14 protein-coding genes and 1 tRNA gene are annotated in these 14,310 nt (G+C 46.1%); 5 read left to right on the top strand and 10 right to left on the bottom strand.

The window, feature by feature from the left end:
- Positions 1-13 precede the first annotated feature (13 nt).
- Positions 14-676, top strand: a complete 663-nt coding sequence (locus tag KWJ01_RS08165; protein ID WP_224995938.1) for a hypothetical protein — start codon at positions 14-16, stop codon at positions 674-676.
- 171 nt (positions 677-847) lie between these two features.
- Here KWJ01_RS08165 and KWJ01_RS08160 read toward each other — a convergent pair whose 3' ends face one another.
- The 3 genes from KWJ01_RS08160 to KWJ01_RS08150 all read right to left on the bottom strand — a co-directional run bounded on the left by KWJ01_RS08160 (position 848) and on the right by KWJ01_RS08150 (position 4,310).
- Positions 848-1,375: an RES family NAD+ phosphorylase gene (locus KWJ01_RS08160; RefSeq protein WP_224995937.1), complete on the bottom strand. Its 528-nt coding sequence runs from the start codon at positions 1,373-1,375 to the stop codon at positions 848-850.
- 2 nt (positions 1,376-1,377) lie between these two features.
- Positions 1,378-1,791, bottom strand: a complete 414-nt coding sequence (locus KWJ01_RS08155; protein ID WP_224995936.1) for an antitoxin Xre/MbcA/ParS toxin-binding domain-containing protein — start codon at positions 1,789-1,791, stop codon at positions 1,378-1,380.
- Positions 1,792-2,246: 455 nt separating this feature from the next.
- Positions 2,247-4,310 carry a helix-turn-helix domain-containing protein gene (locus tag KWJ01_RS08150; protein ID WP_224995935.1) on the bottom strand — a complete coding sequence of 688 codons (2,064 nt, stop codon included), beginning with the start codon at positions 4,308-4,310 and terminating at the stop codon, positions 2,247-2,249.
- Positions 4,311-4,540: 230 nt separating this feature from the next.
- Here KWJ01_RS08150 and KWJ01_RS08145 point away from each other — a divergent pair, with 230 nt between their 5' ends.
- The 3 genes from KWJ01_RS08145 to KWJ01_RS08135 all read left to right on the top strand — a co-directional run bounded on the left by KWJ01_RS08145 (position 4,541) and on the right by KWJ01_RS08135 (position 6,921).
- Positions 4,541-5,122 carry an ankyrin repeat domain-containing protein gene (locus KWJ01_RS08145; protein ID WP_224995934.1) on the top strand — a complete coding sequence of 194 codons (582 nt, stop codon included), beginning with the start codon at positions 4,541-4,543 and terminating at the stop codon, positions 5,120-5,122.
- Positions 5,123-5,186: 64 nt separating this feature from the next.
- Positions 5,187-6,302 carry an acyltransferase family protein gene (locus KWJ01_RS08140; RefSeq protein ID WP_224995933.1) on the top strand — a complete coding sequence of 372 codons (1,116 nt, stop codon included), beginning with the start codon at positions 5,187-5,189 and terminating at the stop codon, positions 6,300-6,302.
- A 160-nt stretch (positions 6,303-6,462) separates the two neighbouring features.
- Positions 6,463-6,921: a hypothetical protein gene (locus KWJ01_RS08135; protein ID WP_224995932.1), complete on the top strand. Its 459-nt coding sequence runs from the start codon at positions 6,463-6,465 to the stop codon at positions 6,919-6,921.
- Positions 6,922-7,108: 187 nt separating this feature from the next.
- Here KWJ01_RS08135 and KWJ01_RS08130 read toward each other — a convergent pair whose 3' ends face one another.
- The 6 genes from KWJ01_RS08130 to mltG all read right to left on the bottom strand — a co-directional run bounded on the left by KWJ01_RS08130 (position 7,109) and on the right by mltG (position 12,437).
- Complete coding sequence (locus tag KWJ01_RS08130) at positions 7,109-7,804, bottom strand: YitT family protein (RefSeq protein WP_224995931.1); 696 nt, start codon at positions 7,802-7,804, stop codon at positions 7,109-7,111.
- Between the two features lie 486 nt (positions 7,805-8,290).
- Positions 8,291-9,484 (bottom strand): site-specific integrase, encoded by a 1,194-nt coding sequence (locus tag KWJ01_RS08125; protein WP_224995930.1) that lies wholly within the window; start codon positions 9,482-9,484, stop codon positions 8,291-8,293.
- Positions 9,485-9,624: 140 nt separating this feature from the next.
- Positions 9,625-9,711, bottom strand: a tRNA-Ser gene (locus KWJ01_RS08120).
- Positions 9,712-9,901: 190 nt separating this feature from the next.
- Complete coding sequence (locus tag KWJ01_RS08115; protein ID WP_224995929.1) at positions 9,902-10,882, bottom strand: YihY/virulence factor BrkB family protein; 981 nt, start codon at positions 10,880-10,882, stop codon at positions 9,902-9,904.
- A 1-nt stretch (position 10,883) separates the two neighbouring features.
- Positions 10,884-11,294 (bottom strand): thioesterase family protein, encoded by a 411-nt coding sequence (locus tag KWJ01_RS08110; RefSeq protein ID WP_224995928.1) that lies wholly within the window; start codon positions 11,292-11,294, stop codon positions 10,884-10,886.
- 108 nt (positions 11,295-11,402) lie between these two features.
- Entirely contained in the window at positions 11,403-12,437 is a 1,035-nt protein-coding gene (mltG, locus tag KWJ01_RS08105; RefSeq protein WP_224995927.1) for an endolytic transglycosylase MltG, read from the bottom strand.
- A 180-nt stretch (positions 12,438-12,617) separates the two neighbouring features.
- Here mltG and KWJ01_RS08100 point away from each other — a divergent pair, with 180 nt between their 5' ends.
- Complete coding sequence (locus KWJ01_RS08100; protein WP_224995926.1) at positions 12,618-13,250, top strand: L-threonylcarbamoyladenylate synthase; 633 nt, start codon at positions 12,618-12,620, stop codon at positions 13,248-13,250.
- On the opposite strand, the gene KWJ01_RS08095 is transcribed toward KWJ01_RS08100, so the two are convergent.
- The gene (locus KWJ01_RS08095; protein WP_224995925.1) at positions 13,231-14,106 is read right to left on the bottom strand and encodes a lysophospholipid acyltransferase family protein; all 876 of its coding nucleotides are present in this window, start codon (positions 14,104-14,106) and stop codon (positions 13,231-13,233) included. The two genes, KWJ01_RS08100 and KWJ01_RS08095, sit on opposite strands and share 20 nt — an antisense overlap.
- Positions 14,107-14,310: the final 204 nt, after the last annotated feature.

Raw genomic sequence — 14,310 nt, 5'->3', positions numbered from 1 at the left:
ACATCAGTTCAGTATGAGATTATTATTATATTTTATGGTTTTCTTTAGCCTGCTGTCTTGCCGGGAAAAATCAGATACTACAGTTGCTGAAGATTCTACCCTAGAAGCGGTTGCAGGTGCAGAGGAATCCCCTGCTGATACTGCTGCAACACTTTCAGCTATCAATACGATTGAAGACATCGAAGAAGCCTATGCTTACGTGCTTTCCAAAATAGAGCACCATTCCATGGATTCTACTTCCTTTGGTTATAATTGTCACGGCGAAAAGCAGGGGAACGTTCAATACTTTTCAGAAAATGGACAGCTGCGCCTGATCAGGCATACCTACAACGAATATAGCCATCATGATGCAACGGATCATTACTTTGTAAAAGACAGTAGCCTGTATTTTGTATTTTTTGACCGTATGTCGTGGAGCTTTGATTCTCAGGCTAAGGAACCGGAGGCTGTCAAAGAAGAGATAACAGAAAATAGGTTTTACATAGTCGATAACCAGCCAGTACGGTGCCTTGAAAAGAAATTTACTACCAGATCGGCAGCGGCTAACAACCCTCGATCAGCATTGGTTGCTAACAAAGAAGTAGGCTGTACTTCGCTGGAGCTTGTTCGTGAAAATTTTCGTTTGCTGGTTCAACACAGGCATCAGCAGGATAGTCTTAGCTGCCTGGAAGACTGACGATGCCTATGCTCAAACTTTACCTATCTTCAGGTAATAAAGATGCTTTTTCAGCTAGTAGTGAGAAAAGCATTATTCTGCCGGTTTTATAAAATTACTAACCAGCTGCAGATACTCTGCTGGTGGTAGAAAAACCTACAGGAACATAAGCTTAGAAGCTACCCTAATGATTTAATTCTTCTTCTTTCTGCTGCCCCATTTCACTTCTTTCGCCTTTTTGGAACGGCTCTCTTTCAGCTCCTCATCAGCCTGAATAAAACGCTGATCAAACGGAAAAGCTTCCCTGCTGATTTCCCGGAGCTGGTCATACTCGGGATGTGTGGCATTGACAACGACATTATGGTCTCCTGGCACCACGGCAGAGGGCACACGCAGTAGGAGTGTTCTCTTTTTACTAAACCAGTCTGAGCCCAGCGGCTGGCTGATGGAATAGCTGGAATACAGGCGCCAGTCTTCGGGCAACTGGCTGCGACTTATTTCTTCGAAAGGAATTTTATCGGAAACTTCAAAGGTGATGAGGCTGTAGCCAGCAGAAAGAAAGCCCTGGCCCAGCCGGTGAGCCATGGTTTCCGACATGGCCAGGGCGGGAGAGGTGCTGGTGTAGAGTACACGCTCACCATCTAGATTCCAGCGTCCCGATTCTCCAGGCGCAAATTTCGCTTCAGCGTATTTAGAAAAGATAATGCGGTAGAGCAGCATGCTTAGGCCACGTAGCCGTGAATGATGCGATTGAGCTGCTTTTCAATTTCGCCAATGCCGGTAATAGAGTGCAGCAGCTCTACGGGTTTTTGGCCTTCTAGTCCCGGAGAGGGCATGTGCAGCCAGTCGGTAAACTCATCGGTAGAGCCAAACAACTCTTCGCCCAACGCAAACAACCGGTGAAGCTTCAGTAGCTTTTCGGCGGAGTCGCCCGTAAACTTCTTGTTTTGCTTCCGGTAATTATCCACAGTTGTGGGATCTACACCTACAAAATGCGCCAGATCGGCTTTAGGCATGCTGGTATAGTCCTGCAGGTTGCGGAAATACTGTACATCAATCCCTTCATCCCGCAAATGAATCAACTGCAGGTTGTCTTTCACCACTACAAGATCCGTATTTTGTGCTTGTGCTGCCATGGGTTAATTAGTTGCTTATTCAAGTTTACGGAAATTTCATTATATAAAACGGAAATTTCTAATAATCCTTTCCGATTAGTTTTTCCAAATATTGAACGAGGAGCGAAAACATGATTTTTCGCCCTCGTTTATTTTTCAGGAGTAATTATCGCCCTCGTTGAGTCTTGCACATATAGTAAACGATCAATGTATACAGCTTAAGTTTGAGGATGAAGATTTTGGTGGTTGCGGGTTGTCGTCGTTACTCAGCGAGCGACCATGCTGATCAGGTAGGCTAGTTGTGCGTTAGCGTTAAATAGAATTAAAGTTAACGCTGAAAAGGGAGGGGCACCTGAATACTTTGCTTAGGCGATAAATCATGATCGCTCCATCAAAGCAGATGACTGGGGCCTTTTTAACTTAACTTGGCTTGGTTACTATAAAATTATAGTCAATCACTTCGATACCTTAAGGCATCAAATCAAGCTTTCCTTTTTAAGCCTGGCTTTGATCTCCGCATGATTTTTCCAAAACTTCGTTTTTACTTTGGCAATGGCTTCCTTGCCTGCTGCTGTAGCAAACAGGGGCTCCAGCAGCGGATCGCACTCGATGAAAAGCACAACCCAGTACTGAATGTTTTCTTCCTGGGAAAACAGTTCTAATTGCTCAAGGGCCTGATGCTGATCGCGCATGTGCATGTGATATGCCGCCAGAAGAAGCGGTTTATAATTGGATTCATTGTTGTCGGCCAAGGTTTTGTATTCCTGAATATACCGGGCAGCTTTTTCATGATGGCCCATTTTTTTCATTACGGTGCCAATCAATAAATTTTCCTGTTGATAAATATCGAGTTGCAGGGCTTCGCGCCGGCTTACAAACCGATTATAGTACTGATAGGCAGCTTTGTAATCTTTCTGATAAAAACACACCTTGCCTAGGTCCTGCATAATATCCAGTCGGGTAGTATCCTTTTTCAGCTCCCTGATCAATAAAGCTCTCGTTTCATCTAAATCTTTGTTCTTGGCAAACAGAATAAAAGCCTTTAGGTGATTGGAATAGTAATTTGCCGGATTATACTCCAATGACTTGTCGACATACCGGATCGCTTCATCCACGAATCCACTTTGGATCAGGGCATTGCTCAGGTTCAGGTAAATGTAGCTGGTAATTACCGAATCATTGGCTGCTATATCAAGCTTAACACCCCTCAGCGCATACTCTATGAATTTTCCGGTATCGGGTATGATGGTGGAGTAGAAAAGGGACAGCATGTTGATGACCATCGCCGAGTTTGGATTGTATTCAAGCGCCTTTTCCAGATAGGCGGGGGCTTCCGCATATTCTTTGTTGTTGATGTAAAATAGGGCTTTTGCCAAGAGGCTCTCTGCCAGCTTTGGGTCTAACAACAGGGCTTTGTCAGCATGCACGTTGAGTTCCGATAAGTACTTTTTCTTATCCTGATAAACATCAAGGCTGGAATAGGTAATCGCCAGGTTTGCATGGGCCAGTGCAAACGCGGGGTCCTGGTCAATAGCTTTTTTATACTCCGGTATGGCCTTAATCAGATCGGCGCCACCCTTATTCTGATAATTAAGTCCCTTCAGGTAATAGTCGTAGGCCACCAGGTTATTGGTAGGTATTTTATCTATCAGCTTTTCCTCTTCCGGGGTAAAGACGGCCTGGATCTCCTCGGCTATACTTTTAGCAATTTCCTGCTGCAGTTCAAAAATGTCGCTGACCTGCCGTTCGTATTGTTTTGCCCAAAGCTGAGTGTCAGTAGAGGCATCGATCAGCTGAATGTTTAATAATATCCGGTCTCCGACCTTTTGTCCGCTCCCTTCCACGAAATAACTAACATTAAGCTCCTCGGCCATTTCGGGAATAGATTTAGTCGTATTCCGGTACTTCTCTGCAGAGGTTCGGCTCAGCACACGCATATCCTTAATTTTTTGCAGGTTGTTGAGCGTAGACTCCATCAGTCCATTGATCAGATAAATATTGGTGGAATCGCTGCTGCTATTTTTGAAGGGTAGCACCACGATGGATTTCTCCAAACTGGCTTTGGGGCTTTCCGGCTTTGAATAGAGAAATAGTGCCGCTACGAGTACCAGGCCAAGGAGTAGCGAGAAAATAAGAGGCAACTTCGATTTTTCTCTGCGAAGGGGCATTGTCTCCTGCACTTCAGGTCCCTCTGCCTGCACTTCTCTTTTTCCTACTTCTCCAGGAGAATATCCATAGTGCTCGCGGAAGCACTTAATGAAATAGGAGGTGCTGCTAAAGCCAACCTGGTAGGAAACCTCCGAAACATTCAGGGAATTCTGCTGCAACAAAATCATGGCCTTCTGTAGGCGTACCTGCCGGATAAATTGGCTTACCGAAAGATTCGTGGACTGCTTTACTTTCCGCAGGAGGTTTGAGCGGCTCATCCCAACGGCTATAGCCAGCTCGGATACCCCAAAATTTTCATCAGCAATATGCTTCTCGACTACTTCGGTGAGCTGATCTAAAAACATATTATCCGCAGCGGTAGCATTTTGCATTGCTCAATTCTATAAAAGACTGATACAAAGGAGCAAAATATTCAGATAGGTCACAAGCCCTGAAAACCGGCTCTCCGGCCCCTTTTTGCATCATAATTTATATGCTTGCGTCATAGTTTTCATCCATTCCTCAAAGTTTATAGCATCTGAATGAAAGTTGATAACCATCACGGCGGGGTTCTGCTGACCTTTACACCCATACATCGACGAGCCATTTTAACAAAAAAAAGATGCAATCCCTCAAGTTCAATTTCATGAAAGTAGCAACGCTTACCCTTATTGTTGCATTCGTAATTTTCGCCTATGCGTGTAATAGCAATTCCGAAAACCGCAAGCTATCACAGTCAGGTATAGCGCCTCCTGATGTAGACCTGCATACCGCCACTGTATCGGGAAATCTTGATGCCGTAAAGCAACACATTCGCGCCGGTTCTGATCTAAATGAAAAGGATCCATTTGGCGGCTCTAGCCCTCTCATTACGGCGGCTGTCTTTGGCAAGCCCGAGATCGCCAAAGCACTCATAGATGCCGGGGCTGATATCAACTTTCAGAACAATGATCAATCTACCCCACTCATCACCGCAGCCTTCTTTTGCCGGCCCAAGATTGTGGAGATGCTACTGGAAAAAGGAGCTGATAAAACCATGAAAAACAAGTACGGTGCCACAGCTTATGAGTCTGTAGCGGCTCCTTTTGGGGAGGTGAAAAGCGGCTACGAGATGATGGGGAAAGCACTCGGACCAATGGGTTTACAACTGGACTATGCCTATATCCAGAAAACGCGCCCGGTGATCGCTGAAATGTTAAAATAATTCCATTGACGCCGGGAAGGCCCGGCCGGGCCTTCCCGGCATTCAACTTTAAAACTTGGAAGATATGTTAGCAATAGAAAGAAGATACGATATCGACTGGATACGGGTGATTGCCATAGGCTTGTTGTTGATATATCACATAGCCATCGGCTTTCAGTCATGGGGAATCATGATTGGTTTTATCACCAACGAACAATCCTGGGAAACTTTGTGGATTCCTATGTCGCTCCTGAACGTTTGGAGAATACCCCTGCTGTTCTTTGTGTCGGGCATGGGCGTATACTTTGCAATCCAAAAACGAAACTGGAAACAGCTGATGCTGGAGCGGGCAAGCAGGATATTCATACCGCTCCTTTTCGGCATTTTTTTTATCGTGCCTGTTCATATTTACCTGTTACAGGACTACTACATGCAGGCGCTGAGCTATACGTTTAACATGGGGCACCTGTGGTTTCTTGGCAATATTTGCGCCTATATCGTCATTTTATCGCCCATTTTTATCTATCTGAAAAACAATGAAGAGGGGAGGCTAGTCAGAGGCATAAAGGGGATGCTTAGCAGTCCACTGGGCTTGATTCCCTTTATATTGGCATATATGGCAGAAGCCTGGATCATTGCCCCGGGGCTGTATACAATGTACGCCATGACCTGGCACGGATTTGTTCTTGGGCTTCTAGCTTTTTTCTTTGGTTATTGTTTTGTGCTAAGCGGTCCGCTTTTCTGGAACATGATCTTAAAGTGGAGAGGGCTGTTCTTGTTGGCTGGTGCTTTGCTGTTTGTTCTTCGGTTCATCATGTTTCAGCTCAACGCTACTGGTTACCTATTGGCGCTCGAATCTATTTGCTGGATTATAACCGTGTTTGCCTTTGGCTACCGGTATCTCAACAAGCCTGGGCGTGTGCTCACTTATCTGAGCCAGGCAGCCTATCCGGTTTACATTGTGCACATGATGTTCCTCTACCTGGGGTCTTATCTGATATTTCCGCTCAGCCTGCCAGTTCCCTTAAAGTTTGTCATTGTGCTAGCTTTTACCTTTATCGGATGCTTTCTATGCTACGATCTTATTAGAAGAGTAAACTGGTTAAGGCCTGTCTTTGGCTTAAAGAGGTCTAATAAAGGTTTTGTGGGGCCATCTGATATACGCAATATTTTGCCTTCTCAGGCAGTGAAGGCAGGTTGATAGCCCTCGCGAATAAATTGGCTTATCCTCCGTAGAAAATTTGGTTTGAACGCCGAGCCTTTCATTAACATGAATTAAATTTAACATTTAGATTGTTGTAAATGATCAGCACTGCCGTTAGTAACCCAGAAGTATTGTCGGATTCATTTGTCTGTTACCTATGAGTGAGAACCAGAAGCGAGATAAGGGTGCTACGCGAGATCTTTATGAAAAAACGCTGCCATTATTGGCCAACGGTATCCATGCCAAACTGGCCGAAATTACACCCCTGTTTCGCGATTTTCACCTGGAGAAAATGATGAATACCTGGTCAAGATCTTCTGAAGATAGGAGTGACCTGCCCATTAGTATTGAAAACGGGAATGTGCTGCAAATGGGTTTAAGGCTTAGGCTGGAGGACTTTCAGCGTGCAGGCGTGATACCCTTTTCTATTGTGAAGGATATGGTGTTTAACCTCGAGGATACGGTTTACCAGGTCGTTTCAGATAAAGGTGAGGTGTGGCAGGAAAAAGGATATTACCAGCAATGGTCAAAACAAGAAGTAGAAGATCTGACCAGACGTTGGTGCGATGCTCTGATTGAGGACATAACTAATCGCCTTGAGCAGTTGATGGGCTAGGTTAAATGGACGAGGGCGATTCTAATCAAAAATCTCCCTCGTTAAAAGATCGAGGGTAAAATTCGCCTCGTTATTTTAGTATGCTGCTTTCTATTAGTCATCTTTCTTCTTGCTGATATGCCTTTCAATTTTACCGGCTAGTTTATCCATTAACTTATCACTGTTCTTAGCATAGATCATGGTTAGTTCATCGCAAAGGTGTACCTGTTGATGGTTGTCCTGCAGTTGCCTCGCTCGGCGTTGGTTTACTAAGCACCTTTCGTAGGTGTACAAATACCTTCAGGCATAGCTGAAAAATTGGGCTTAAAATAAAAGTGTATAAAAAAGTAACGATAAAGACTGGCCCGCCTAATAAGAAACAGATCACCAGCACTACACACTCTACTATGATGCGCGCCTTACTGACCGATAAGCCAGTGCGATCAGAAATGGTGAGCATAAAACCATCGCGGGGACCGGCACCTATACCACCAGCTACATATAATCCGCCTCCAATGCCAACAATCACGATGCCAGCCAGCAACCAAAGGTAATCTATCCAGGTGTGGCTAGCTTCAGGTAGTATATCCAGCCATAGGAAAAAATCAAGTATAGGCCCAATAAGCAAGGCATTTAGAAAGGTACCAATACTGACATATTTACTGCCGATCACCAAAGAGATAACAATAAGGGCAATACCAACAAGTACACTCCAGGTGCCGATGCTAAGCCCGAAATGTTGGGAGAAAGCTACGTTTAGCACATCCCATGGATGCAATCCCAAGTGCTTCACCTTGATAGAAATGGCTATCCCTAAACCAAAACAAATGATACCCATCAGAAAAAATCCGTAACGGATTATCCAGTTACGAAGCGTATCATTTTTGAAATAATTTTTCTGCATCCAGAGATTATTTATGCAGATGCAAGCTTAATCAAAACCTGTCACTCCGCCACCAGAAATTTGTACGCTAATTCTTATGTTCCCTTCACTAGTAGAGAAGCTGGAGCCAGCTCCTGAGTATCCTGTTCTGTGGGTGCTCCGCTGAGATTCTGAGCAAGTGCTTAATATTTAGCCGGGGTTGCATTCATATTGGCCTTATTTCTAGTGTAGCAGGCTTTTTTGGCTTAGTTGGGCACAGCGAGCGGTTATACGTCCACTAAATTTGTGGTGACAGGCTTGGCTGAAGCATTGTTCATGAACGGGGTAAGGGATGGCATTTCAACATATGAACAGTAACTATAATTAAATTTAACGGTATGCCAGTAGATGCTGCGTTATTACAGATGTAATAAGCGAACGAGGGTAAATTTCGGCAAAATTTACCCTCGTTCAACAAACAGAGGTAAATGCGGCTCTCATTTACCCTCGAAACGCTGGATGTAGTGCTTACTTTTTCTTGATTTTGGTCTCAATTTGATCCGCTAGTTTTTCCATAAAGCGGTCGCTGTTCTTCGCGTAAATCTTTGTTTGCTTGATGTTGGTGTGTCCTAATAAGTTGCTAATGATTTCCAGGGGAATGTCATTGTCCCGCAAGATGGTGGTAGCGAAGGTATGGCGGGCAACGTGGTGTGTGACATTTTTCTGGATGCCCACCAGTTTGGTGATCTCTTTTAGGTTTACATTGAGCTTCTGGTTGGAGAGTCTGGGCAATACTTTGCCGGTAATTTTCCTTTCTTTATTGTCATAGCGATCTATGATATCCAGGGCTGGCTGAAGCAGGGGAATGTTTACAATCTCGCCTGTTTTGTGCTGTTTCATTTTAATGAACTGTTTCCCTGAGTCAGAGGTAACGATGTGTTTCATCTCAAGGTCCTGGGCATCCTGGTAACGTAGTCCGGTGTAGACAGAGAAGATAAACAGGTCGCGCACCCGCTGCAGGCTTTCATTGCCGTGCAGGTCATGTTCAATGATGCGCTCCAACTCACCCTCCGAGAGCTCCTCCCGGTTAACCTGTTCCTTTTTCATCTTGAAGTCCTTGTAAGGATTCTTCTCCAGGTAACCTTCGTTGATGGCGCGGTACAATAAGGTGCGGAAACGGCTGTGATGTTTGATTACGGTGTTTCTGGACAGATCATTTTTGAGGAGGAATAAGTCCAGGTCCTTCACGAACTTGAAGTCGATCTGCTTGATGAGGATATCGGAGGCTCTGTATTTTGACTTCACGAATGCCTTAACATAGTTAAAGGTCTGCTTATAGATGCTAACAGTTTCTGAACTTCGCTCTGGATGGTTTTCCATTTCATCCATATACTCCTGATAAAACTCGATGAGGTAGGGGGCTATCTTATCTTTCCCTATATATACATCTTTCAGGATTCTGGCAGAGACGGGACGTTCTTCATACTCCAGCACCGTCTTGATCTGGTAGAGCTTTGCTTCAATATCGGAAAGGGCCTGGTTGATGGTGGGGTTTTTCCTGGACCGCTGCTTTGCTTCGTCCCAGTCGGCAGGAGCGATGGCGTGGGCGGTAGCGATCTCGGCTTTCTTTCTGGCATAGGTAATCCTGAGGTAGATCTTGACCTTGTCGCCCTTCAGCTTGTCTTCGTTCAGGTAGAATTTGAGGGATAAATTGGCGCTCATACAGGTGAAACATTGGAGTAGAGGTGAAACATCGGTGATACTTTTAACGAAGAAAAGTGAAAAAAGATGAAACGCCAAAAAGCAAAAAACCCTTCAGAAATGATTTCTGAAGGGTTTCGAATTGTAAAAATACAATTTAGCAGAGGAGGAGGGATTCGAACCCCCGGAACCCGCAAAGGTTCAACGGTTTTCAAGACCGCCGCATTCGACCGCTCTGCCACTCCTCTGTAGCGGATGCAAAGGTAACAGATCTGTTTATTTTGTCAAATAGTTTCGGCTCTTTTATCTTTAAAATTTAAAGCACTGATGTGGCTTGTGCTTGTAAATGAGTACTTTAAATGTGTTTACTGGCTAAAATTATTTTAGACCTCTGCTTTATCAAATCACATACATCTTACAGATCAGGCCGTTCAGCCCTTAATGCGTTGGCTGGCCCATCGCTACACGCTCTACCTTCATGTTGGAGGGCATGTTGGCCTTAACCTTTTTGCGGTCCAGGGCAACGTCTATGCTGGCATTTACGGTGTAGCCCATCAGGATGATCACTGATATCATATAGATCCAGACCATCAGCGCAATCAGGGCGCCAATGGAGCCGTAGACCTTGTTGTAGAGCTGAAAGTTGGAGATATAGGCTGAAAACAGGAAGGAGGCGGCCAGGCAAAAGGTGGCTGCCAGAAATGACCCGGGAGAAAAGAAACTCCAGCGCTGCTGTATACAGGGTCCCAGGTAATAGATGGAGGAGATCGCCATCAGGAAAAACAGGAACATTATGATAAAGCGCAGAAAGATGATGAGGTAGAACTGGTAGTCTTCCAGGAGTGCATGCTGGTGATAGACCCAGTTCATAAACAGCTGCCCCACCACCAGCAGGGCAATGGCCATCACCAGTACCATGGCCAGGATCAGGGTGAGGAAGGTGGCGATGCCCCGGGCTTTCAGGAAACTTCTCTTTTCGATGGTGAGGTGGATGCGGTTAAAGGCATTCATGAGTGATACCATGCCGCTGGTGGCCAGGAGCAGGGCAAACACAACACCGAAGGATAGCAAGCCTCCCCGGGGCCTGCTTAGAATATCACGGATGGTATTGTCGATCAACTGGTATACTGATGCAGGTAACACATCCCGTAAAAAGGCCATGGTCTGCACATCGTCAACTACAGGCAAAAATGCCAGCAGCGCAAAAAAGAAGATAATGGCAGGAAAAACGGAGAGCGTAAGGTTGAAGGCTACGCCATAGGCTCGCTCAAACACATCGGCAGAACGTAGCTTGTCCAGGAACACCACAATGATCCTGAACAACGATACCTGGCGGTTGCGGATGCGCACGCTCACCAGGAAGCGCCTAAGCTTGCGAAGCCTGCGTGAATTAGCAATATGGTTCCTAACCCTCTGCATACTATTTGAAATAAGGCAGGAGTACTTTCTTTAGTTCCTCTGGCACCCTGCAGGGGCGGCCACTGCTCTTGTTCACAAAGGCCAGCGTAGTATAGCCTTCGTTTAGTAGCCTTTCATCTGCATTGTAAAGCTTGTACTCAAAGCGCATGCGCGATTGGGGTAGTTCCGGAATAATAACCTGCAGCCGCAGCTCATCATCATAGAAGGCAGGAGCTTTATACTGTACATGTAACTCCAGTACAGGCATCATTACGCCAACCTCTTCTTCCAGAGCCCTGTAGCTAAAGCCCAGCCTGCGCAGCGCCTCTACCCGTCCTATTTCATAATACGTAGCGTAATTGCCATAGTATACATATCCCATCTGATCCGTTTCGGCATAACGGACGCGCAGCTTTGTTTCGGCTACATACATAACTTACTGGTTAAGCTTACAGTCAGACCAGCGGAGCGGCCTGTTACCCAGCGGCGGTTGCCACTATATCAGCTTTAAATATGAGCAACAAATCTGCAATAGACAACTTTACCTGAAAATACCGCGCTTTTTGAGCGCGCTATGGTACTTTCTGGCATTTTTCATGTGTTCATTGTAGTTAGTGGAAAAGGTGTGATAACCCGAGAAGTCTTCCTTTGCCACAAAGTAAATGTAGTTGTGGGATTCGGCATTCAGCACAGCATTGATGGCTGTAGTGCTTGGCATGTTGATGGGGCCGGGGGGCAGCCCGCGGTACATATAGGTGTTGTAGGGAGAGTCGATCTCCTTGTCTTTGGCCAGGATGCGTTTGATGCTGAAATCTCCCAGGGCGTACACCAGGGTAGGATCTGCCTGCAGGGGCATGTTTCGGTTGATGCGGTTCAGGTATACGCCGGCCACCCGTGGCATTTCGTCGGCCTTGTTGGTCTCGGCCCGTACAATAGAGGCCAGGGTAACCACTTCGGAAGGAGTAAGCCCCAGTTGCTCGGCTTTCTGGCGGCGCTCTTCGTTCCAGAACTTGTCGTACTCCTGCTTCATACGATCCATAAAGTCGCGGGCCGTAGTAGTCCAGTAGAACTCGTAGGTATCGGGCAGGAACATGCTGATGATGGTGGCGGTGTCCATGCCGTACTCTCTGGCAACGGCAGGGCTGTGCAGCAGGGAGTCCATCTCCTGGCGTGTGAACATCAGCTTATCGCCCAGCCGCTCGGCCAGGTCGCTGCGGGTGCGAACGTTATTAAAGGTAATGCGCACAGGGGTTTGCCGACCGGCCCTAAGCATGCGCACAGCCTGCAGGTTGTTCATGTTTTTCTCCAGCACATAGTGGCCGGGTTTTACCTGCTCATCGTAATCCATGAGTCTGGCCAGAAAGCCAAAAGAAACAGGTTCCTGCACAATTCGCTCGTTGTAGAGCCGGTCTTGTATGCTTTTAAAGCTTTCGCCGGGGCGAATGATAAAGGAGCGGTCTTCCTGTTCTACCAGAATATTGGGGGTGAACAGGATCTGCCAGGCGTAGAAAGAGAAAGAGGTGAGCAGCACCGAAAAGATGATCAAACCTGCTAGCAGTATCTTTTTATTCTTCATATAATAATCAGCATATAAGGAGCACTGCAGCCCTTTTTTTTATGGGGCTTATGTAAACATTTGTATCAGGCTGCAGGGTTTACCCGGTAGTCTTAATCTAATTTGGGCTGTTAAAGTTCTTAAATTATTGTAGATTGTAAGTACACAGCCTATTTCTTTAACGTAAAAATTTTTGATTCTATGGCAGCAGAACTCTTGAAAATTCATCCCGATAATCCCGAGCAGCGTAAAATTGCCAAAGTAGTGGAGGTGCTACAGAACGGGGGCGTTATTATTTATCCTACCGATACCATCTATGGCATTGGGTGCGATATTTTTGATCAGCGTGCTGTGGAACGGGTGTGCCAGATCAAAGGGGTGAAGGCTGATAAAACGCAGCTTTCGTTTATATGTCAGGATATCAGTCATATTTCAGAATTTGTCAGGAACCTAAGCACGCCCGTGTTTAAGGTGATGAAGAAGGTGCTGCCCGGGCCCTATACTTTCCTGCTGGAGGCAAGCTCTAAGGTGCCCAAGATCATTCATGCCAAAAAGAAAACGGTAGGCATCCGGGTGCCGGATCATAACATACCCCGCATGCTGGTGGAGCAATTGGGGCATCCTATTATTACCACCTCCATTCACGATACCGATACTATTAAAGAGTATACCACCGACCCCGAAGAGATCTGGGAACGCTACAAAGGCCTGGTAGATATAGTGATTGATGGAGGTATGGGGAAGAACCTGCCCTCTACCGTTGTGGATTGCACCGGTGATGTATTTGAAATTGTGCGCCAGGGCGCCGGAGATCTTACGCCTCACCTGGTGTAGCAAGCGGATGGCCGGCAGGAAGTTTGTGTTTCCAGCGCTTGTGCGACCATAAATAGTTTTCGGGTTGCTGTTTAATAGCACGCTCAAGTGCATCTATGTAGCGGCTGGTAAGGGTGCCCTCTGGCATTGGTGCATAAGGCGGAAACCCCAGCTCTTCAAACCACAGCTTGTAACGGCCACGTCCGGTACGTTTGATGCCTACAAAATACAGTGGCAGCTCTTCTTTTTGCACCAGCTTTTCTGCTGATGTGAAAAAAGGGGCAGGTCTGTTCATGAATGGCTGCCAGTAATAGTTGTCACCTTTTTGAGGAGCCTGGTCTGCTACCATGGCTACATTGCGCATCTGGCCGCGGCTGCGGACCAGCTCCCTTAAGAGGCTGGCTTTTTCAATAAGCCGATTGCCATAGTGGCTGCGTATCTGCAGCATAAGCTTATCGAAGAACGGGTTCTCTACCTTCAGATACACCCCCCAGACATTCTTCATCTCCATGCCTCCGCGCAAAAACAGCCATTCCCAGTTTACAATATGCCCGGCCAGGCCAATGGTACTTAACCCTTGCTGCTGGTAGCTGGCAAGTAGTTCCGGATTTTCAATTTGCACCCGCTGGCGTATTTGTGCTTCAGAGAGCGTAAGTGACTTAAGCGACTCCAGCCACACATCTGTAAAGCTTGTGTAAAATTTGCGGACAGTTTTCCTGTGCCAATCTGTCGTCTGGTCAGGGAAAGCATGCCGGATATTATCAGCTACTACCTTACGACGGTAGCGAATCACTGCATATAAAAGCCACGCAAGTCCGTCCGACAGGGCATAAAGCAGCCAGAAAGGCATGCGGGAGAAGAGCTTTATGAAAAACATAAATGCAAAATTCGGAAGCTTTTGTCTATGCACCAAACAGGAGGTGGATTATGTATGAACTATATGAATTACGTATTGAATATAGGGATACTGGTGTTGCGTTCTGGTGCAAACAACTTGCTATTATTTAGTACTTCTGCTTCTTTTACAGTGTTGCTGCCAGGGCCGGTTGCCATACACCGCACAACACACTATTAGTTACTA

The sequence above is a fragment of the Cesiribacter sp. SM1 genome (genome assembly GCF_020178975.1).
Lineage (GTDB): Bacteria > Bacteroidota > Bacteroidia > Cytophagales > Cyclobacteriaceae > Cesiribacter.
This window is presented reverse-complemented; position numbering and strand designations above follow the sequence as displayed.